The 19,288-nt window shown below is 58.8% G+C and carries 20 protein-coding genes; 15 read left to right on the forward strand and 5 right to left on the reverse strand.

Features of this window, described 5'->3' with window-relative positions:
* Positions 1 to 85 precede the first annotated feature (85 nt).
* On the reverse strand, positions 86 to 1,036 hold the full coding sequence (gene ispH / locus INHI_RS0118270) for a 4-hydroxy-3-methylbut-2-enyl diphosphate reductase (protein WP_014876067.1): 951 nt from the start codon (positions 1,034 to 1,036) through the stop codon (positions 86 to 88).
* 190 nt (positions 1,037 to 1,226) lie between these two features.
* Entirely contained in the window at positions 1,227 to 1,796 is a 570-nt protein-coding gene (locus tag INHI_RS0118275; protein WP_014876066.1) for a LabA-like NYN domain-containing protein, read from the reverse strand.
* A 139-nt stretch (positions 1,797 to 1,935) separates the two neighbouring features.
* Here INHI_RS0118275 and folK point away from each other — a divergent pair, with 139 nt between their 5' ends.
* The 11 genes from folK (at position 1,936) to recO (ending at position 10,712) form a co-directional block, all read left to right on the forward strand.
* Positions 1,936 to 2,505 carry a 2-amino-4-hydroxy-6-hydroxymethyldihydropteridine diphosphokinase gene (gene folK / locus INHI_RS0118280; RefSeq protein ID WP_014878883.1) on the forward strand — a complete coding sequence of 190 codons (570 nt, stop codon included), beginning with the start codon at positions 1,936 to 1,938 and terminating at the stop codon, positions 2,503 to 2,505.
* Positions 2,506 to 2,597: 92 nt separating this feature from the next.
* Entirely contained in the window at positions 2,598 to 2,951 is a 354-nt protein-coding gene (rpoZ, locus tag INHI_RS0118285; protein WP_014876064.1) for a DNA-directed RNA polymerase subunit omega, read from the forward strand.
* Between the two features lie 40 nt (positions 2,952 to 2,991).
* Positions 2,992 to 5,124, forward strand: a complete 2,133-nt coding sequence (locus INHI_RS0118290; protein WP_014876063.1) for a RelA/SpoT family protein — start codon at positions 2,992 to 2,994, stop codon at positions 5,122 to 5,124.
* Between the two features lie 33 nt (positions 5,125 to 5,157).
* Positions 5,158 to 5,811 (forward strand): DUF2062 domain-containing protein, encoded by a 654-nt coding sequence (locus tag INHI_RS0118295; protein WP_014876062.1) that lies wholly within the window; start codon positions 5,158 to 5,160, stop codon positions 5,809 to 5,811.
* Between the two features lie 99 nt (positions 5,812 to 5,910).
* The gene (locus INHI_RS0118300) at positions 5,911 to 6,672 is read left to right on the forward strand and encodes a pyridoxine 5'-phosphate synthase (protein ID WP_027248527.1); all 762 of its coding nucleotides are present in this window, start codon (positions 5,911 to 5,913) and stop codon (positions 6,670 to 6,672) included.
* 59 nt (positions 6,673 to 6,731) lie between these two features.
* Positions 6,732 to 7,163 carry a holo-ACP synthase gene (acpS, locus tag INHI_RS0118305; RefSeq protein ID WP_014878885.1) on the forward strand — a complete coding sequence of 144 codons (432 nt, stop codon included), beginning with the start codon at positions 6,732 to 6,734 and terminating at the stop codon, positions 7,161 to 7,163.
* 63 nt (positions 7,164 to 7,226) lie between these two features.
* On the forward strand, positions 7,227 to 8,063 hold the full coding sequence (lepB, locus tag INHI_RS0118310; RefSeq protein ID WP_027248528.1) for a signal peptidase I: 837 nt from the start codon (positions 7,227 to 7,229) through the stop codon (positions 8,061 to 8,063).
* Positions 8,060 to 8,746 carry a ribonuclease III gene (rnc, locus tag INHI_RS0118315; RefSeq protein WP_014878886.1) on the forward strand — a complete coding sequence of 229 codons (687 nt, stop codon included), beginning with the start codon at positions 8,060 to 8,062 and terminating at the stop codon, positions 8,744 to 8,746. The genes lepB and rnc overlap by 4 nt, the downstream gene beginning before the upstream one ends.
* Positions 8,743 to 9,648 carry a GTPase Era gene (gene era / locus INHI_RS0118320; protein ID WP_014876057.1) on the forward strand — a complete coding sequence of 302 codons (906 nt, stop codon included), beginning with the start codon at positions 8,743 to 8,745 and terminating at the stop codon, positions 9,646 to 9,648. Before rnc ends, era begins: the two co-directional genes overlap by 4 nt.
* A 6-nt stretch (positions 9,649 to 9,654) precedes the next feature.
* On the forward strand, positions 9,655 to 9,984 hold the full coding sequence (locus INHI_RS0118325; RefSeq protein WP_027248529.1) for a DUF1491 family protein: 330 nt from the start codon (positions 9,655 to 9,657) through the stop codon (positions 9,982 to 9,984).
* Positions 9,985 to 9,986: 2 nt separating this feature from the next.
* Positions 9,987 to 10,712 (forward strand): DNA repair protein RecO, encoded by a 726-nt coding sequence (recO, locus tag INHI_RS0118330; RefSeq protein WP_027248530.1) that lies wholly within the window; start codon positions 9,987 to 9,989, stop codon positions 10,710 to 10,712.
* Here recO and INHI_RS0118335 read toward each other — a convergent pair.
* Together INHI_RS0118335 and INHI_RS0118345 are read right to left on the reverse strand one after the other, a co-directional pair.
* Complete coding sequence (locus tag INHI_RS0118335) at positions 10,696 to 11,100, reverse strand: META domain-containing protein (protein ID WP_027248531.1); 405 nt, start codon at positions 11,098 to 11,100, stop codon at positions 10,696 to 10,698. The genes recO and INHI_RS0118335 overlap by 17 nt on opposite strands.
* 112 nt (positions 11,101 to 11,212) lie before the next feature.
* The gene (locus INHI_RS0118345) at positions 11,213 to 12,898 is read right to left on the reverse strand and encodes an acyl-CoA dehydrogenase family protein (RefSeq protein ID WP_027248532.1); all 1,686 of its coding nucleotides are present in this window, start codon (positions 12,896 to 12,898) and stop codon (positions 11,213 to 11,215) included.
* A 146-nt stretch (positions 12,899 to 13,044) separates the two neighbouring features.
* On the opposite strand from INHI_RS0118345, the gene INHI_RS0118350 reads away from it, so the two are divergent.
* Entirely contained in the window at positions 13,045 to 13,833 is a 789-nt protein-coding gene (locus tag INHI_RS0118350) for a sulfite exporter TauE/SafE family protein (RefSeq protein ID WP_014878891.1), read from the forward strand.
* A gap of 58 nt (positions 13,834 to 13,891) precedes the next feature.
* Positions 13,892 to 14,791, forward strand: a complete 900-nt coding sequence (locus tag INHI_RS0118355) for a cation diffusion facilitator family transporter (RefSeq protein WP_014878892.1) — start codon at positions 13,892 to 13,894, stop codon at positions 14,789 to 14,791.
* A gap of 73 nt (positions 14,792 to 14,864) precedes the next feature.
* Here the strand turns inward: INHI_RS0118355 and INHI_RS0118360 are convergent, their stop codons facing one another.
* Positions 14,865 to 16,463 carry a phosphoenolpyruvate carboxykinase gene (locus INHI_RS0118360; protein WP_014876050.1) on the reverse strand — a complete coding sequence of 533 codons (1,599 nt, stop codon included), beginning with the start codon at positions 16,461 to 16,463 and terminating at the stop codon, positions 14,865 to 14,867.
* 347 nt (positions 16,464 to 16,810) lie between these two features.
* Between INHI_RS0118360 and INHI_RS0118365 the strand changes: the two genes are divergently transcribed.
* Both INHI_RS0118365 and INHI_RS0118370 read left to right on the forward strand, forming a co-directional pair.
* Positions 16,811 to 17,512 carry a response regulator transcription factor gene (locus INHI_RS0118365; protein ID WP_014876049.1) on the forward strand — a complete coding sequence of 234 codons (702 nt, stop codon included), beginning with the start codon at positions 16,811 to 16,813 and terminating at the stop codon, positions 17,510 to 17,512.
* A gap of 33 nt (positions 17,513 to 17,545) precedes the next feature.
* A complete protein-coding gene (locus INHI_RS0118370; protein ID WP_027248533.1) occupies positions 17,546 to 19,258 on the forward strand; it encodes a sensor histidine kinase in 1,713 nt (570 codons plus the stop codon).
* Positions 19,259 to 19,288 lie beyond the last annotated feature (30 nt).

A 19,288-nucleotide genomic window follows, 5' to 3' on the forward strand; every position in this document is an offset into this window, starting at 1 on the left:
CAAGGGTAATCGGCTATTGATCAGTTGCAAGGCAAAGAAACCCTGCAGACAGGTAAAGCGGCTGCAGAGGGCAAATGCGATTGCGTCAGGCGGGTTCGCGCAAAACCCGTGGAACCTTGAACTCGACCCGCTCAATTGCGGTCTCGACCAACTCAACAGTCACCTCGAACCGCTCCTTGAAGGCGTCGATGACCTCGTTCACCAGCAATTCAGGTGCAGAGGCGCCAGCGGTAATGGCGACCGATGAGATCCCCTCCAGCGCGCGCCAGTCGATATTTTCGGCGCGCTGCACCAGCTGTGCATATTGGCAGCCTGCCTTTGCGCCAACTTCCACAAGGCGGCGAGAGTTCGACGAATTCGGCGCGCCAACCACCAGCAGGGCGTCGGCCTTGGGGGCAACTTCCTTGACCGCTTCCTGGCGGTTCGTGGTGGCGTAGCAGATATCTTCCTTATGCGGACCGACGATATTGGGGAAGCGTGATTGCAGGGCGGCGACAATATCCTTGGTGTCATCCACTGACAGCGTCGTCTGGGTTACATAGGCCAGATTGTCAGGATCGCGTACCGCCACGGTGGCCACATCATCCGGCGTTTCGACCAGCAGTACTTCGCCATCAGGCAGCTGTCCCATGGTTCCGATGGTCTCCGGATGTCCCTTGTGACCAATCATGATCATCTGAAGGCCGTTTTCAGCGTGGCGCTGGGCCTCAATGTGGACCTTCGATACCAGCGGGCATGTCGCGTCGACATAGATCATCTGGCGGCGATCAGCCTCTGCTGGAATAGACTTCGGCACGCCATGGGCGGAGAAAATCACCGGGCGGTCATCTGGGCATTCGTCCAGCTCCTCGACAAAAACAGCGCCTTTATCCCGCAGCCCATCGACCACATATTTATTGTGGACGATCTCATGGCGCACATAGACAGGTGCTCCCCATTTCTCGAGCGCCATTTCAACGATTTTGATGGCCCGGTCGACACCGGCACAGAAACCGCGTGGTGCGGCTAGATATAGCGTCAGGGGTGGCTTGGTCATCGCGGTCTCCTTACCGCTCAGAGCTAGGACTTTCCGAGGGCAAGGTCCAGTCCTGCGCAGCGGACTCGTGCTGCTCATGCGTCAAATGGCGCGCGTGCTGCGCAAACGAAAGCCCGCAGTCAGTGAATAGCACTGCTGCGGGCTGTGTCTGCCATGTCCGAAGCGCGTCGTCTTCGGCAACAGATCGGTATCAGCCGCTTGCGGCCGACACCGAACGGGGATCGCTTTGTTCGCGGGGGGGGCGACCAATCACGTCCTTCAACTCTTCCAGTTCGATGAAGTTGTCGGCCTGGCGGCGCAACTCGTCCGAGATCATCGGTGGCTGGCTGCGAATGGTGGAGACCACGGAGACGCGTACGCCCTGCCGCTGCAAACTGGCGATCAGGGGGCGAAAATCGCCATCGCCGGAAAATAGTACGATATGATCGACGCGCGGTGCCAGTTCCATGGCGTCCACCGTCAGCTCGATATCCATATTCCCCTTCACCTTTCGGCGGCCCATGCTGTCGGTGTATTCCTTGGCCGGTTTGGTCACCATGGTGAAGCCGTTGTAATGCAACCAGTCCACCAAAGGCCGGATGGGAGAATATTCATCATTTTCCAGCAGGGCAGTGTAGTAAAAGGCGCGCAGAAGTTTGCCCCGGCGCATGAATTCCTGCCTGAGTAACTTGTAATCGATGTCAAACCCCAGCGCCTTTGCAGCGGCATAAAGGTTCGAGCCATCGATGAACAGCGCAAGCCGTTCGTCCTTGTAAAACATCAAATATGTCCTTCCGGTAGGTCCGTCTCAGCAGTGAGGTTCCGTGAGTGAATGCTGAAATACGCTAAAACGGGTGGACTTAATGTAGGTTATTTGACATTTGCCGCAAGTGTGTCGGGATCAAGAAACGAGGGCAAAAATGACCGAAATCCGGTCAGAGGCGCTTATTGCCATGGGGGGGAACCTGCCTATCGGCGAGCAGTCGGTGGTCCATACCCTCATAGGGGCTGTTGAACAGTTGTCCGAATCAGACATCCGGCTGACGGCGGTATCGCGGTTCTATCGTACGCCCTGTTTTCCGGCTGGATCTGGCCCTGACTATGTGAATGCAGCAATCGCAATACGCACAATTCTGTCACCGCGAGATTTGCTAGATCTGTTGCATCAGGTTGAGGCTGATTTTGCCCGCCGCCGCGTACAGCGCTGGGGAATGCGGACGCTGGATCTGGACCTGATCGCCTATGATGATTTGATCTGTCCGGATGTGGCGACTTTCGAACGTTGGAAAGATCTGCCGCTTGAACAGCAAATGCAGGAGGCACCGGGGCAGATGCTGGTACCGCACCCACGGCTACAGGATCGCGGCTTTGTCCTCGTACCGTTGCGGGATATCGCGCCGGATTGGCGGCACCCGATTCTCGGTCAGACTGTCCGCGAGCTCTGCGCTGCGCTGCCAATGTCCGATTTGAATGAGATTTCGCCGGTCTGAGCCGTCGATGCGCCCCATTCGGCGCTTGTCAAGAGAAAGCTTTGGTTTTAGAAGTCACCCTTCTGGACTTATTTTGATTTGGAGAGTCGCCTATGGCCCGCGTGACGGTTGAAGACTGCGTAGACAAGGTTCCCAACCGCTTTGAGCTGGTGATGCTCGCCGCGCATCGTGCGCGTGAGATTTCGGCTGGTGCCGCGTTGACGGTTGAGCGGGACAACGACAAGAACCCTGTCGTATCCCTGCGTGAGATCGCTGACGAAACCCAAAGCGCCGACTCTCTGCGCGAGCGTCTGATCGAAAGCAACCAGACCCAGATCGAAGTGGATGAGCCGGAAGATGATTCCATGGCCCTTCTGATGGGTGCGGAAAACGACAAACCCGCCACCGATGACATGTCGGAAGAAAAACTGCTGCGTGCGCTAATGGAGGCGCAAGGGCAGGGTTGAGACGTCGCAAGACATAGTGAGCTGAGGCTGCGGACCGGAAATGATTTCACCAGAAGACCTGATTGCTCTGGTCCGCAACTACAATCCCCGGACCAATGCGGACAGGATCGCCGATGCCTATGCGTTCGGTGAACAAATGCACGATGGGCAGTTTCGCCATTCGGGCGAACCCTATTTCACCCATCCCGTAGCAGTCGCGGCCATCTTGACCGAACAGCGGCTGGATGATGCCACCATCATCACCGCCCTGCTGCACGACACCATCGAAGATACCAAGGCTTCCTACGACGAAATCTCCACGCGGTTCGGGGACGAGGTGGCAATGCTGGTCGATGGTGTGACCAAGCTGACAAACCTGCAGCTATCCAGCCGCGAAACCAAACAGGCCGAGAACTTCCGCAAGCTGTTCATGGCAATGTCGAAAGACCTGCGGGTCATTCTCGTCAAACTCGCGGACCGTCTGCATAACATGCGGACTATCAAGGCGATGCGCCCGGACAAACAGGCCCAAAAGGCGCGTGAGACCATGGATATCTATGCGCCGCTGGCAGGCCGCATGGGGATGCAGTGGATGCGCGAGGAGCTGGAAGATCTGGCCTTTCGAGTGCTTAATCCTGAAGGGCGGCAATCGATTATCCGCCGCTTCGTCACGTTGCAGCGCGAAACCGGCGATGTGATCCACCGCATCACCGGCGACATGCGGGCGGAGCTTGAGAAGACCGGGATTGAGGCCGAAGTTTTTGGTCGCGCAAAGAAACCCTATTCCATCTGGCGCAAGATGCAGGAAAAAGATCAGGGCTTTTCGCGGCTCTCTGATATCTACGGGTTCCGTATTATCACTGCGAGTGAGGAAGACTGCTACCGTGCGCTTGGTGCCATCCATCAGCGCTGGCGGGCGGTGCCTGGCCGGTTCAAGGACTACATCAGCCAGCCAAAGTCCAACGGCTATCGGTCGATCCATGCAACTGTCTCCGGGCGCGACGGCAAGCGGGTAGAGGTGCAGATCCGCACACGCCAGATGCACGATGTGGCGGAGACCGGTGTTGCGGCACATTGGTCCTATCGTGATGGTGTGCGATCTGAGAACCCCTTTGCCGTTGATCCGGCAAAGTGGATTGCGTCCCTCACGGAGCAGTTCGACGCAGAGGAAGATCATGATGAGTTCCTCGAGGCGGTCAAGCTGGAGATGTATTCTGATCAGGTGTTCTGCTTCACCCCCAAGGGGGATGTGATCAAACTGCCCAAGGGGGCGACCCCGATCGACTATGCCTATGCAATCCATACCCGCATCGGACATGCCTGTGTGGGGGCGAAAGTGGATGCAATCCGTGTGCCATTGTGGACGCGTCTGCGCAATGGACAGTCGGTTGAGATCATCACGGCGGAAGGGCAGACCCCGCAGGTGAGCTGGCTGGACATCGCGACCACGGGCAAGGCGCGCACGGCGATCCGCCGCGCCCTGCGCGAAGCGGATCGGGCCCGGTTTGTGAAACTGGGTCACGAGTTGGCGCGATCTGCCTTTGAACATGTGGGCCGCAAGGCCACGGATAAGGCGCTGGAAACAGCGGCGCGCGCTCTACGTGTCAGTACGGTGGATGAATTGTTGGCCCGTCTCGGCGCGGCCGTTCTTACCGCTCATGACGTGGTGCAGGCGGTCTATCCGGAGCTTGCCGCGGATGACAGTGACGAGGTGTCTCCCCGCCGCGCAGTGATTGGTCTTGAGCCGGGGCAGAGCTTCGAGCGTGCGCCCTGTTGCCAGCCCTTGCCGGGTGAGCGGATCATCGGCATCACCTACCGGGGGCGGGGTGTGGTGGTACATGCTGCAGATTGTGACGCGCTGGGAGAGGTGGAAGACCAGCCCGAACGCTGGGTCGACCTGCATTGGCATAGCGGAACCCACCCGGCGGTCTATGGTGTGACGCTGGAGCTGACGATTGGCAATGATGCCGGTGTTCTGGGGCGCATTTGCACATTGATCGGTGAGAAAAAGGCCAATATCTCAGACCTTGAATTTGTCGATCGGAAACCAGACTTTTACCGGCTGATGATTAATGTCGAGTTGCGGGATGTGGAACAGCTGCATTCGCTGATGTTGATGCTGGAAGCCGAGAGTGATGTCGCTGCTGTTGCTCGGTTCCGCGATTTGCCGGAAAGCCGCCCAAAGCTCGGGTAGCCGTTCAGTAGGATTTGGGAAGGACGCGTATCTTTGGTATTCAGGCGCCGTGATAGACGTCCGCCTCTGCGCGCGGTTGCCGATTTCCTGTGGCCGCGGGGCGGCTGGGGGCGCGCGTTTCACTATGTGAAGCATCGTGTGCGCCGTCTGCCCGATTCGCCGGAGCGGATCGCCCGAGGGGTCTGGGCCGGTGTCTTCACCACATTTACCCCGTTCTATGGCATGCACTTCGTTGTGGCTGCGATCATCGCACGGCTGATGAACGGGAATATTCTGGCGGCTCTCAGCGGTACGTTCTTTGGCAACCCGCTCACCTATGTGCCGATTGGCGTCGCCTCGCTGCAGACCGGACACTGGATTCTGGGAACCGAATTCGATGCCGACGTGGATAAGTCACTGGTCGGGAAATTCCTGGCGGCGGGTGATGATCTGTTCGACAACCTGATTGCGTTAGTCACCGATCGCCCTGCGGATTGGCAGGGGCTGACCCTGTTCTACCACGAGGTGTTTTATCCCTATCTTGTCGGGGGCGTTATTCCGGGCATCATTACGGCAACGGTTTGCTATGTGCTTAGCGTTCCGGTGATCCGGGCCTATCAGCAGCGCCGCCGTGCCAAGATCAAGGCGAAGTTTGATATTATCAAGAAACGTGCCTCTCTGGACGCCGAAAGCGACAGCAGCAGCTGAGCCTTCGCGCCAAGGCACAATTTGGTGGTTTCCGGGCTTGCCCTTACCACCGCAGCGCCTAGTCTCAGGCGAAAGGCACTCTAGTAGGAAATTGGATCCATGGCACAGACGTCCTCGCAAACTGCCGGGCTGCGGCTTGGTGTGAATATTGACCATGTAGCCACCGTGCGCAACGCGCGCGGTGGCTTGGCACCGGACCCGGTGCGGGCGGCCAAATTGGCCGAGGAGGCCGGCGCTGACGGAATCACGGCGCATCTGCGAGAGGATCGCCGCCACATCACCGATGCCGATATCGACGGGCTGATGGCCGCCCTGAGCGTGCCGCTGAACTTTGAGATGGCAGCAACGGAGGAAATGCAGAAAATTGCGCTGCGCCATAAACCCCATGCGGTGTGCATCGTGCCGGAAAAACGCGAAGAGCGCACCACCGAGGGAGGGCTGGAAGTGGCCCGCGAGGAAAACAAGCTGGCGCATTACATTGCGCCGTTACGGGATGCTGGATGCCGGGTATCAATCTTCATTGCTGCGGATCAGCGCCAGATTGAAGCCGCGCATCGCATCGGCGCCGAGGTCATTGAGCTGCACACCGGGGCGTATTGCGATGCCCATGCTGAAGGCGATTTTGCCAAGCGCGATGCCGAGTTGGCCGCCCTACGCGAGATGTCCAGCTTTGCGCATTCACTGGGGTTGGAGGTCCACGCAGGCCACGGTCTGACCTATGATTGCGTACAACCCGTCGCCGCGTTTCCTGAGGTGCGTGAATTGAATATTGGTCATTTCCTCATCGGCGAGTCGATCTTCAGAGGGTTGACCCCGGCCATCGCCGAGATGCGCCGCCTGATGGCTGAGGTGCGCGGCTAGGACAGCCACCGACGTCCACGGGTCTTGCCAGTTCCGGTCAGATCGCCTTTGATCAGGGCATGATATTGGGCGTTGGGACTGACTTGGCAAATATCGAGCGTATTCAGCGCACTTTGGACCGGTTCGGCGACCGGTTTAGAAACCGTGTCTTCACCGATATTGAACAGCGTAAGGCCGAGCGGCGCATGGATGTCGCCGGAACCTATGCCAAACGCTGGGCTGCAAAGGAAGCCTGCTCCAAGGCGCTTGGCACCGGTTTGCGCATGGGGATCGCCTGGAAAGATATGGCGGTTTCCAATCTGCGCACGGGCCAGCCGGTTATGCATGTCACCGGTTGGGCCGCTGATCGGCTGGCCAAGATGACGCCGCCGGAGCACGAAGCCATCATTCACGTTACATTGACGGACGATCACCCTTGGGCACAGGCCTTCGTCGTGATTGAGGCGCGTCCAATCGCTCGTGAACCGCTTGCGACGCCGGGCGATGCTTGACTTACCCGGATCGGCCCCGCATGTAGCGCCGGACCCTTGTTTACAGTTAGACCGGAGAGCCTGATGACGGCCAAAGCAACAGTCGGAAGTTCGATCCTTGAGACGGTCAAGACGATTGTCTACGCCCTGCTGATCGCGGGTGTGTTCCGCACACTGTTCTTTCAGCCGTTCTGGATTCCTTCCGGCTCTATGAAGGAAACGCTGCTGATTGGCGACTTTCTGTTCGTAAACAAGATGGCCTATGGCTATTCCTCCGCTTCCTGTCCCAGCCTGAAATTCCCCAGTGTCGGCATCGGCATCGACAACAGTGATATCTGTGGATTCCTTGATGGTGACAACTCTCGTATTTGGGCCGGTGAGCCCGAGCGCGGTGATGTCGTGGTCTTCCGTCATCCGGTCAATCAGAACGATTTCATCAAGCGGCTGATCGGCCTGCCGGGCGATAAGATCCAGGTCAAGAATGGGGTGCTGCACATCAACGGCGCCGCTGTCGCGCTGCAGGATGCGGGCGACTTTGAGGAGCTGATGGCGCCTCAGGGCCCAGCCGGATCTTACCCGCTGTGCGAAAACGCACCGGTGGGCGAGGGTGCGATGTGCACGAAGTCCCGTCAGATCGAAACGCTGCCGGGTGGCAGCCAGCATGTTGTGCTCAATATCGGCAATCAGGGGATGGATCACACTGGGATCTATCAGGTGCCTGAGGGGCACTACTTCTTTATGGGCGACAACCGCGACAATTCCTCCGACAGCCGCTTGCCGCAATCAGCGGGTGGCGTTGGTTATGTGCCCTATGAAAACCTCATTGGTCGTGCGGATCGTATCATGTTTTCCTCGGCTGGCCGGTCGATGCTGTTCTTCTGGACTTGGCGCGGGGATCGCTTCTTTAAGGGGATCGAGTGAAACTCTCCAAGGATATGCGCGCGTTTGAGACGCGGATCGGCTATAGTTTTTCCCAGCCGGCACTTCTGGTGCGGGCGCTGACACACGCCTCTGTGTCTTCTCCCAACCGTCAGGACAATCAGCGGCTGGAGTTTTTGGGCGACCGGGTGCTTGGGCTGGTGATGGCTACAGCGCTTCTGGACACGGATAAGGCCGCGACAGAAGGGCAGCTGGCCCCGCGGTTCAATGCGCTGGTGCGCAAGGAAACCTGCGCAGATGTGGCGCGTGATATTGATCTGGGGGCGGTGCTGAAACTGGGCCGCTCCGAGACCATGTCCGGCGGGCGGCGAAAACTGGCGCTGCTGGGCGACGCGATGGAGGCCGTGATTGCAGCCGTCTATAAAGATGGCGGGTTTGACGCGGCGCAGGAGCTGATCCTGCGGCTCTGGGGCAATCGTATCGGTCGGGTTGAGGCGGATGCCCGTGACCCGAAGACCACCTTGCAGGAATTCGCCCAAGCGCGGGGGGAACAGCCCCCGGCCTATGTGCTGGTGGAGCGAACAGGCCCGGATCATCAGCCGGAATTTACTATTTCCGTGCAGTTGCAGGATGGCACCGAAGGCCGCGCGACTGCCGGATCGAAACGTCAGGCCGAACAGGCCGCTGCCAAATTTCTGTTGGCACGATTGGAGCAAGAAAAATGACCACACGCGCCGGCTTTGTTGCCCTGATTGGTGAACCCAACGCAGGCAAATCCACGCTTCTCAACCGGATGGTTGGGGCCAAGGTGTCGATTGTGACCCATAAGGTTCAGACCACCCGCGCCCGCATCCGTGGTGTTGCGATGGAGGGCGAGAGCCAGATCGTTTTTGTCGACACGCCTGGCCTGTTCCAGCCGCGCCGTCGGCTTGACCGCGCAATGGTTGCCGCTGCCTGGGGGGGCGCTGCGGATGCCGATGTGGTCGTGCTGATGGTGGAGGCGCATCGGGGTATCACTGAAGGTGTCGAGCGCATTCTGGAAGGTCTTGAGAATATCGGCGAGGGTCGCAAGATCGCCTTGGCAATCAACAAGATCGACCGCGTTCAGTCCGAGGTCTTGTTGGGTTTGACCAAAGATCTGAATGAACGTTACGCGTTTGCTGATACCTTCATGATTTCCGCAGAAAAGGGGCATGGTGTCGACCATCTGCGCGGCTGGCTGGCAGAGCAGTTGCCAGAGGGGCCGTGGCTCTATCCCGAGGACCAAATCGCCGATCTGCCCATGCGGATGATCGCGGCTGAAATGACTCGTGAGAAACTGACCCTGCGGCTGCATCAGGAACTGCCCTACCAGCTGACCGTGGAAACCGAAAACTGGGAAGAGCGCAAGGATGGGTCTGCCAAGATCGATCAGCTGATTTACGTCATGCGTGACGGTCACAAGGGTATCGTGCTGGGCAAACGCGGTGAAACCATAAAAGCGGTGAGTCAGGCAGCCCGCGCTGAGCTGGAAGAGTTTCTTGACCGCAAGGTGCATCTTTTCCTGCAGGTGAAAGTGCGCCCGAACTGGCTGGAAGAATCCGAACGTTATTCCGAGATGGGTCTCGATTTTAAAGACGGGAACTGATCCCAAATGGCACGGCTGACGGCCAGTTTCTGGGTGCAGGCTTATCTCACGCGCTTGCGGCTGGCCGATATCCCCGCCTTTGTGACCGCGCACGGGGATGACACGGCGGGCGCCGTCCTGATCAAGCTGAACACGCTGGACCGCCGCGCACAGGCCTTGCATCGCTCTTACGATCTGATGAGCGGTACGCGAAGCTGGGTCACGCTGACAGACGGTGATGAGGCCGAAGTTGATGCCGCCATCGCCAAACAGCGCAGTTTTGATCCCGATCTTTGGGTGATTGAGGTCGAAGATCGTCAGGGCCGTCACCTGCTGGATGAACCGGGGCTGGACTGATCATGGAATGGCGCGACGAGGGCATATTGCTGACGATGCGCCGCCATGGAGAAAGCGCGGCCATTGTCGATGCGTTTACTGCGGAACATGGGCGTCACGCCGGCATTGTGCGCGGCGGCGCAGGGCGCAGGATGGCCCCTGTGTTGCAGCCCGGTGCGCAGCTGGATCTGACTTGGCGTGCCCGCCTTGAAGACCACCTTGGCAGCTATCATGCTGAATTGATCCGAAGTCGTGCTGCGACTGCCATGTCCAGCCGGTTGGCGCTTGCTGGATTGAACGCGGTGACTGCGCTGCTTGCCTTCTGTCTGCCGGAGCGGGAAGCCCATCCGGAGCTCTACCTGCGCAGCACACAGATTCTGGACCTTCTGGGCCGCGATGACATCTGGCCTCTGGCCTATCTGCGCTGGGAGGTGGCCCTTCTGGAGGAGATGGGTTTTGGTTTGGAGTTCGAGCAATGCGCTGTTACCGGCAGTCGTCTCGACCTGATCTATGTCTCACCCAAGAGCGGGCGCGCTGTTTCACGCAGGGGGGCAGGTGAATGGGCTGATCGGATGTTGCCCTTACCGCCGGTATTGATGGGCCGTGGTGGGGCGGAGAATAGTGAGATCGTGACAGCCCTGTCCACCACTGGCTTCTTCCTGCAAAACCGGCTTGCGCCATCGCTTGGCAATCACCCGCTGCCGGAGGCCCGCGGGCGGCTCATCGATGTTTTCAGCCGGCAATCGTGAAGATCATTTCGCGCCCGGCTTCGTTCGACAGGATCATCACCGCGCCTTTAATCTCTACGATCTCCATCGCCTGCAACGCGGCAAGGACATCGGTTTCTTCCTGCAGGGCGGAGCACACCATCCGGGTCGTGGCGAGGTTCTCGACCTCAAACCAGGGATAGGGCGTGGTGAGTTGGCCGGTCACCTGGTTGCAAGGCAACTCACCGGTCAGTGCGCCGGGGCGGGGGAAGCTCAGCGTCGTGACCGCTGACACCGCGTCGCCGTCGACCTCCCGTAGCTGCCATGTGGCGCTGCTGCCTCCGTATGCCCGCAAGGTTTCATCGCCAGTGCAGGCGCTGAGGGTGCCGGTGCAAAGCATGGCAAGCATCAGAAAATACGTCTTTTTCATGGTGACACGCTAACTTCTGATGGCCGCACGTCAAGACGCGGACAACGAAAAACCCGGCACAGGGGTGCCGGGTCAGTTGCAGCTTCAAATCTGCACAGTGATCGGTCCGTGATCAGGCCAGCAGGCGCCGTGCGATTACCTGTGCCTGAATTTCTGCGGCGCCTTCAAAGATATTGAGGATGCGGGCATCACACAGAACCCGGCTGATTTTGTATTCCAGTGCAAACCCATTGCCGCCATGGATCTGCAAGCCGTTGTCAGCTGCCGCCCAGGCGACACGCGCGCCGAGCAGCTTAGCCATGCCGGCTTCTAGGTCGCAGCGGTGGCCGTTGTCCTTTTCCCAAGCAGAGAAATAGGTCAGCTGGCGCGCGATCATGATCTCTACTGCCATCATCGCCAGCTTAGAGGCTACACGCGGGAAAGCGATCAGCGGCTTGCCAAATTGCTTGCGATCCTGCGCATATTGCATCGCAATATCGAGTGCGGATTGCGCAACACCGATGGCACGGGCGGCGGTCTGGATGCGGGCGGACTCAAAGGTTTCCATCAATTGCTTAAAACCCTTGCCCTCATCTCCGCCAAGCAGGTTTTCACGCTTCACGTGAAACCCGTCAAAGCCCAACTCGTATTCCTTCATGCCGCGATAGCCCAGAACCTCGATCTCGCCGCCTGTCATACCTTCGGTCGGAAACGGGTTTTCATCGGTGCCCGGTGTTTTTTCGGCGAGGAACATCGACAGACCACGGTGATCGGTCGTGTCGGGATCCGTCCGCGCCAGCAGCGTCATGACATGGGTGCGGGCGGCATGGGTGATCCAGGTCTTGTTGCCGGTGATCTGGTAGTCGCCATTGTTGTCCTTTACGGCGCGGGTGCGCAGGGAGCCGAGGTCGGAACCTGTGTTGGGTTCTGTGAACACAGCCGTTGGCAGGATTTCTGCACTCGCAATCTTGGGCAACCAACTGGCTTTCTGCTCCTCGGTGCCGCCTGCGATGATCAGCTCAGCCGCGATCTCGGAGCGGGTGCCAAGGCTGCCGACGCCGATATAGCCGCGTGAGAGCTCCTCTGAGACCACGCACATGGAGGCCTTGGAGAGGCCAAACCCACCGTATTCTTCAGGAATGGTCAGGCCAAAAACACCCATTTCGGCCAGCTCCTCGATGATCTCCATCGGAATGAGCTCATCTTTCAGGTGCCAATCGTGGGCGTTCGGCTCTACCTTTTCGAGCGCATAGCGACGGAACTGGTCGCGGATCATCTCCAGTTCTTCGTCAAGCCCAGAAGCGCCAAACATCACGGATCCAGCCTGATCCTGCATCAGTTCGACCAGCCGCAGGCGGGCGGCCTGGGTATTGCCGCTGTCGCAGAGCGTCATCACAGCAGGGGCCATCAGCATCCGCTGGCTGTCCTGCGACAGGCCGAGATCCTGCAGACGCAGGATTTCACCCTGGTTCATCTGGATGCCACCGTAGATCTGCCAGAGGTATTCGCCAAAACCGATCTGAAGCATCAGCTGCTCCATCTCGCCAAATTTGCCGTCTGCCTGTAACTGTGCGGCCCAACGATGCATTTGGCGCAGGCTGTAAGCGTAAGTCGCAAGCCAGGCGAGCCCATGTGCAGCCGTCTGATGCGCCTCAACCAACACTCCGGAGACGCGCCCATCCTCGCTGACCTGTTCACGTACCGTCGCGCGCGCGGCCTCCAGCAGCTGGTCCACCGGCTCCAGCGCAGCAGCTGTCAGTGTCAGCACGTCAGAGATAAGCGTCGGTTGCATTTGCGGGTCCTGTCCGTCGTGGGCCATGAATCACATCCTTTTCAGCTGCGTATGTGGTAGATCATTTTGCAGTTGCAGCGCAACAAAAATACCCTGTGACATTACGTTTGGATCAAAAATTACGTAAAGATTTTGCGCGCGCAGCGGAGAAAACCTGTGCTAAGGGTCTGATCATGTCAGATAATTCAATTGTTATGCTTTTCCTCCCAGCAGAGTTGATCTCTGTACATCTACTTGCGGCCTTTGCAATTGCGGCGCTTGCCGGCGCCGTGAAGGGGATGGTGGGGTTCGCCATGCCGATGATTCTCGTGTCCGGCCTCAGTCTGTTCCTGCCACCGGATATTGCTTTGGCCGGGCTGATCCTGCCGACTTTGGTGACCAACGGAATGCAGGCCCTGCGGCAGGGGGGGCAGGCGGCCTGGCAGTCGATGAAGCGGTTCAGGATCTTCCTGCTGATTGGTCTCGTTTTTCTGCTGGCCAGCGCGCAGCTTGTCCGGGTTTTACCGCAGGATATTATGCTGATCCTGATTGGTGCCCCGATCACCCTGTTTGCCGTGCTGCAGCTGTTTGGGATCGCCATCCCAATCTCCCGCGCCACGCCGCGCGTTGAGGCGATAGTTGCTGCCTTCGCCGGGTTTATCGGTGGATTCTCCGGGATATGGGGACCGCCGACAGTGGCCTATCTGACCGCCCTTGGCACGGAGAAACGTGAACAGATGCGGGTACAGGGCGTGATTTACGGGCTGGGCGCGGTGGCGCTGCTGATTGCGCATATCGGATCTGGTGTGATGCGGGCAGATACAGCGCCGTTCTCGCTACTGCTGATCCCGCCTGCTATTTGTGGTATGTGGATCGGTGGACGCTTGCAGGACCGGATCAATCAGGTCACCTTTCGACGGGCGACGCTGGTTGTATTGCTGGTCGCCGGGGCAAATCTGCTGCGACGGGGCCTCATGTATTAGGGCCTAACCGACATGTTAGGGCCGGTATGGGGCGCAAAGCACGCAAAGAGGACCGCAGATGGCAAAGCGAATGAGCGCTGAACAGCTGGCCACCACATCCATCGCGGTCGCGCTTCTGGTACTCTGTGCAAAGGCGCTGGCCTGGTGGCTGACCGGTTCAATTGCGCTGTTTTCCGATGCGATGGAGTCTCTGGTCAATATCGGCGGCGCAATCATTGCCTGGTTTGCGGTTCGCTACGCCAGTCGCCCGGCTGACGCGGGGCATCCCTTTGGTCACCACAAGGCGGAGTATTTCTCGGCTGTCGTGGAAGGGATCATGATCATCGTGGCAGCCCTGCTGATCCTTCAGGAGGCGATCAGCGCCTTACTCGTGCCGACTCCCTTGGTTTGGAGCGCGGCCGGGTTGTGGGTCAATGCGGGCGCAATGGTGATAAATCTTCTTTGGGCGCGGGTGCTGATCGCACGGGGGGCGGCACTTAAATCCCCAGCATTGGCCGCAGGCGGTCGCCATCTGATGAGCGATGTTTGGACCTCTGCGGGAGTTCTGATCGGGTTGGTTCTCGCGATGGGGACGGGCTGGTCATTGCTTGACCCGGTCCTGGCCCTGCTGGTTGCGGTTAACATCCTGCGTGAAGGCTATCTGGTTGTGGCCTCATCAGTTGGGGGGCTGATGGATCAGGCTGCGCCCCAGAATGAGCGGGATGAGATTGCTGCGATCATTCACAGAACCGCCCAAGGCGCGTTGCAGGTGCATGGGCTAAAAACCCGCAGGGCCGGGCAGGCGGTGTTTGTCGAATTTCACATGGTCGTTGCAGGAGACATGACCGTGCGGGCATCTCATGCGATCTGTGATCGCATTGAAGAAGCCATCCGCGTCGCGCTGCCGACGGCGCAGGTCACGATCCACGTGGAACCAGAACACAAGTTGGAAGACAGCGGTATCAAGCCGGGACAGTAGCGCGTGGGAAACCCGGAAAGGAAAAAGCCCCAATCAGAAGATCAGGGCTTTTTGTGTTTCGAAGCTGTGAAGCTCAGCCGATGGCCGCGGCTTTCACGTCATCATCAATGTAGGGCAGGTACTGTTCAAAGTTGTCAGAGAACATCTGAACCAACTTCGCAGCCTGGGTATCATAGGCGGCCTGATCATCCCAGGTGCGGCGCGGATCCAGCAGAACTTCGGCCACACCGGGAACGGTCACAGGTACATCAAAGCCAAAGTTGCCGTCCTTGCGGAACTCTGCTTCAGCGAGGGAGCCGTCCAGCGCTGCGGTCAGTAGGGCACGAGTGGCACGGATCGGCATGCGCGAGCCGATGCCGTAGGCACCGCCGGTCCAGCCGGTGTTGACCAGCCAGCAGGTTGCACCGTGCTCGGCAATCTTTTCACGCAGGAGGTTGCCATAAACTTCCGGACGGCGCGGCATGAAGGGCGCACCAAAGCAGGTGGAGAAAGTGGGCTCCGGCTCGGTCACGCCGCGCTCGGTGCCGGCCACCTTGGAGGTGAAACCGGACAGGAAGTGATACATTGCCTGCGCCGGTGTCAGCCGCGCGATCGGAGGCAACACCCCAAAGGCATCACATGTCAGCATGATGATGTTCTTGGGGTGGCCGCCGCGTGCGCTCTCCGAGGCATTGGAGATGTAGTGCAGCGGGTAGGCGCAGCGCATGTTGGCGGTCAGGCTGTCGTCGTTGAAGTCCAGCTCCTTGGTCTCCGGATTGAACACCATGTTTTCGATCACGGTGCCGAACTTGGACGTCGTTGCGTAGATTTCCGGCTCTGCCTCGGCATTCAGGTTGATGGTCTTGGCATAACATCCACCTTCGAAATTGAAGGTGCCGTTGTCGGCCCAGCCGTGCTCGTCATCGCCGATCAGGACCCGGTCCGGGTCTGCAGACAAGGTGGTCTTTCCGGTGCCCGACAGGCCAAAGAACACGGCCGTGTCGACCGGATTGCCCTTGGCGTGGTTGGCCGAGCAGTGCATCGGCATGATGCCCTTCTCCGGCAGCAGGTAGTTCAGCAGCGAGAAGACAGATTTCTTGTTCTCACCGGCGTATTCAGTGCCGCCAATCAGGATCATCTTGCGATCAAAGTTCATCGCGATCACGGTCTCGCTGCGGCAGTTGTGGCGCTCCGGATTGGCCTGAAAGCTGGGGCAGTTGATGACAGTGAAATCCGCGATAAAGTCGTCCAGATCTTCACGGTCAGGGCGGCGCAACATGGTGCGAATGAACAGACCGTGCCAAGCCAGCTCGGTCACCATGCGGACGTTGATCGCATGGGCGGGGTCCGCACCACCGACGAGGTCCTGAACATAGTATTCCTTGCCCTGCATATGGGCGAGCATATCTTCATAGAGCGCGTCAAAGCCCTCGGGGCTCATCTCGGCATTGTTTTCCCACCAGATGGTCTTGGCCACACTGTCAGTCTTTACGACATGTTTGTCCTTGGGGGAGCGGCCGGTGAACTTGCCGGTGGTGACAAGAAAGGCGCCGCCATTGCCAAGCGTACCCTCGTCGCGCTTCAGGGCCGCCTCAATCAGGGCTGGCTCCATGAGGTTATAATAGACGTTCCCCAGTCCTTCGATACCTTGATCTTCGAGGCGGAATTGCGGGTTAACCCGTCCAGATGCCATGTGTTCTTTCTCCTGTGTCGACCATCAAAGGCCGCAAACAATAAAAGCCGCGCCCTGGGGCAGAAATCGGCACAACCAGCCGATGTGGCTGGTCTTAACATGAGGGTTTGCACGCTGAACAGAACGGTTTGACGCAGTTAGCGCCATCAAGGCGATGTTTAGCGCAACCATTTTCTTTAAAGACAATTTGCAGGGGTGACTGCCGGAATCTTCAGCGCCTGCTAAGGTATTTTTGTCTCAATTGAGGCGAAACTGTGTCCAGATTCTTCAATTGGCATTGATTCGCCGAGGCAGAACGGCGATGAACGTCTAAAAAACGCAAAAAGAGCAGATTAGGGGCCAATCAGATGTCTAAGATTGCTTTAGTCGATGATGATCGGAATATCCTGACTTCGGTCTCGATGACTCTTGAGGCTGAAGGCTTCGAGGTGGAGACCTACAATGACGGGCAGGCTGCGTTGGACGCGTTCAACAAAAAACTGCCGGATATGGCCGTTCTCGATATAAAGATGCCGCGCATGGATGGCATGGACCTGTTGCAGCGTCTGCGGCAGAAAACCCAGATGCCGGTGATCTTTCTCACCTCCAAAGATGATGAGATAGACGAGGTGCTGGGCCTGCGCATGGGGGCTGATGACTACGTCAAGAAACCGTTTTCTCAACGGCTTCTGGTCGAGCGGATCCGCGCTTTGCTGCGCCGTCAGGAAGCGATCAGTGGCGACGCAGTCGCCACGACCACTGAAAACAAGGTGATGGAGCGCGGCAACCTGCGGATGGATCCGCTGCGCCATTCGGTCAGCTGGAAGGGGCAGGACGTGTCACTGACTGTGACCGAATTCCTGCTGCTGCAAGCGCTGGCGCAACGCCCCGGTTTTGTCAAAAGCCGAGATCAGCTAATGGATGTCGCCTACGATGATCAGGTCTATGTTGATGACCGCACCATCGACAGCCATATCAAACGTCTGCGCAAGAAGATGCGCAGCGCGGACTCTGAATTCTCGGCGATTGAGACGCTTTACGGTATCGGATACCGTTACAATGAAGAGTAACCCCCGTATGGGGGCAGGCGGAGTAAAACGCCGATGCGCGATTCCGGCATAAGCCGTTCACAGCGGGATAATGATGTTGTTCTGGGCGACGACTGGGTCGCACCGGACCAGAACGTCACGCGTGAGCTGCAGGACAAGCGCGCGCGCCGTGGTGTGCTGTCGCTGCGGGGCTCGCCGCTGACGCGTAAGATCATCACGCTGAACCTCATCGCGCTGATTATTCTCGTTTCGGGCATTCTCTATCTCAATTCCTCACGCCAGAGTCTGGTGCTGCAGCGCGCCGGGGCCCTTGCGGCAGAGGCGATGCTGATCTCGGATGTGTTTGAGGCGCAGCTGCCTGAGGTTGGCACGGTCAGCCTGGCTGTCGGCGATGGCATCGATCCGGTGACCACTCTGCAGAATATCAGCCTGCGCGCCGGGGCTGAGGTCTTCGTTTTTGATACCGCTGGCACGCTGATCGCACAGACCAAAGGTGTCGAACAAGGCGGCGCGCTGGATCTGCTGACGGATGACAACCCGTCAGCCACCCTGATCAGCGATGGTCTCGCTGCGCTTTGGTCGGCGGCGGGCGGCTTGCTGAAATCGGACGCACCGGAGCCTGAGGCTCAGCCGCTGGAAGACCAGCTGCGCGGTATGGTGCAGCAGGCCTTGGCAGGCGGAACCGAGGTGAAGGCCGTCGTCGATACCAGCGGCGGGACGGTGTTCTCCGCAGCTACGCCGATCCTCTTTCAGGGGCAGGCCATCGGTGTTGTGACACTGGCGTCGCCCACCGGCGAGATTGACGCCTTGGTTCGTGGCGAACAGGAACGCGTTTTGCAGATGTTTGTCGTGGCCTTGGTTGTTTCCATCGGCCTGAGCCTCGTCCTCGCCTCTACCATCGCCAACCCGCTCGCGGATCTGGCCGAAGCGGCTGAGCTGGGCCGGGACGGGGATTCCCGAAAATCCAAACCGGGGCGTATCCGCATCCCCGATTTGAGTGCGCGCCCCGATGAAATCGGCCGCCTCAGCCGGGCACTCCGCGGCATGGTGAAGGCACTCTATAACCGTATCGACAGCAACGAGCAGTTTGCAGCGGACGTGGCGCATGAGATCAAGAACCCGCTGGCGAGCCTGCAATCCGCCGTGGGAACGCTGCGGATGATCAAACGTGAAGACCAGCGTGAGAAGCTGTTGGATGTCATCGAGCATGACGTGCGGCGTCTGGACCGGCTGGTCAGCGACATTTCCAACGCCTCACGACTGGATGCGGAATTGGTCAAAGAGGATGAAGAGAGTTTTGACCTGCTGCATATGCTGGGCAACCTCAACCAGTTCCTTGGCGAAGACGCCCGCGGGAAGGGCATCGACTACATCACTGATTTGCCGAAAACCCCAATCATGATTCAGGGATTGGAGGCACGGCTGGCCCAGGTTTTCGTCAACCTGATTACAAATGCGGTTTCGTTTTGCGAGGATGGCGATGCGATCCGGGTCTGGGCGCGCCGCCGCGACAATCGCGTTTTGGTCGTGGTCGAGGATACCGGTCCCGGTATCCCCGATCAGGCCCTAAGCAAAGTGTTCAAGCGTTTCTATTCGCAGCGCCCTGTTGAGCATTTTGGCAATAACTCTGGCCTCGGTTTGGCAATTTCCAAACAGATTGTCGAAGCACACGGTGGTGTGATCTGGGCTGAGAACATCCGCCCGACTGAAGCCGACATCACTTCGGAGCCTCTGGGCGCGCGGTTCGTCGTTGGCCTGCCGGTCTGACTGATGATCGCGCCCCCCACCTGTCGGCTG

Source organism: Phaeobacter inhibens DSM 16374, from assembly GCF_000473105.1.
Taxonomy (GTDB): Bacteria; Pseudomonadota; Alphaproteobacteria; order Rhodobacterales; family Rhodobacteraceae; genus Phaeobacter; species Phaeobacter inhibens.

What these genes read in the sequence shown, in the direction of transcription:
- ispH (WP_014876067.1), bottom strand. Translation starts at nt 1,036, where the DNA reads ATGACCAAGCCACCCCTGACGCTATATCTAGCCGCACCACGCGGTTTC.
- INHI_RS0118275 (WP_014876066.1), bottom strand. Translation starts at nt 1,796, where the DNA reads ATGTTTTACAAGGACGAACGGCTTGCGCTGTTCATCGATGGCTCGAAC.
- folK (WP_014878883.1), top strand. Translation starts at nt 1,936, where the DNA reads ATGACCGAAATCCGGTCAGAGGCGCTTATTGCCATGGGGGGGAACCTG.
- rpoZ (WP_014876064.1), top strand. Translation starts at nt 2,598, where the DNA reads ATGGCCCGCGTGACGGTTGAAGACTGCGTAGACAAGGTTCCCAACCGC.
- INHI_RS0118290 (WP_014876063.1), top strand. Translation starts at nt 2,992, where the DNA reads ATGATTTCACCAGAAGACCTGATTGCTCTGGTCCGCAACTACAATCCC.
- INHI_RS0118300 (WP_027248527.1), top strand. Translation starts at nt 5,911, where the DNA reads ATGGCACAGACGTCCTCGCAAACTGCCGGGCTGCGGCTTGGTGTGAAT.
- acpS (WP_014878885.1), top strand. Translation starts at nt 6,732, where the DNA reads ATGATATTGGGCGTTGGGACTGACTTGGCAAATATCGAGCGTATTCAG.
- lepB (WP_027248528.1), top strand. Translation starts at nt 7,227, where the DNA reads ATGACGGCCAAAGCAACAGTCGGAAGTTCGATCCTTGAGACGGTCAAG.
- era (WP_014876057.1), top strand. Translation starts at nt 8,743, where the DNA reads ATGACCACACGCGCCGGCTTTGTTGCCCTGATTGGTGAACCCAACGCA.
- INHI_RS0118325 (WP_027248529.1), top strand. Translation starts at nt 9,655, where the DNA reads ATGGCACGGCTGACGGCCAGTTTCTGGGTGCAGGCTTATCTCACGCGC.
- recO (WP_027248530.1), top strand. Translation starts at nt 9,987, where the DNA reads ATGGAATGGCGCGACGAGGGCATATTGCTGACGATGCGCCGCCATGGA.
- INHI_RS0118335 (WP_027248531.1), bottom strand. Translation starts at nt 11,100, where the DNA reads ATGAAAAAGACGTATTTTCTGATGCTTGCCATGCTTTGCACCGGCACC.
- INHI_RS0118345 (WP_027248532.1), bottom strand. Translation starts at nt 12,898, where the DNA reads ATGGCCCACGACGGACAGGACCCGCAAATGCAACCGACGCTTATCTCT.
- INHI_RS0118350 (WP_014878891.1), top strand. Translation starts at nt 13,045, where the DNA reads ATGTCAGATAATTCAATTGTTATGCTTTTCCTCCCAGCAGAGTTGATC.
- INHI_RS0118355 (WP_014878892.1), top strand. Translation starts at nt 13,892, where the DNA reads ATGGCAAAGCGAATGAGCGCTGAACAGCTGGCCACCACATCCATCGCG.
- INHI_RS0118360 (WP_014876050.1), bottom strand. Translation starts at nt 16,463, where the DNA reads ATGGCATCTGGACGGGTTAACCCGCAATTCCGCCTCGAAGATCAAGGT.
- INHI_RS0118365 (WP_014876049.1), top strand. Translation starts at nt 16,811, where the DNA reads ATGTCTAAGATTGCTTTAGTCGATGATGATCGGAATATCCTGACTTCG.
- INHI_RS0118370 (WP_027248533.1), top strand. Translation starts at nt 17,546, where the DNA reads ATGCGCGATTCCGGCATAAGCCGTTCACAGCGGGATAATGATGTTGTT.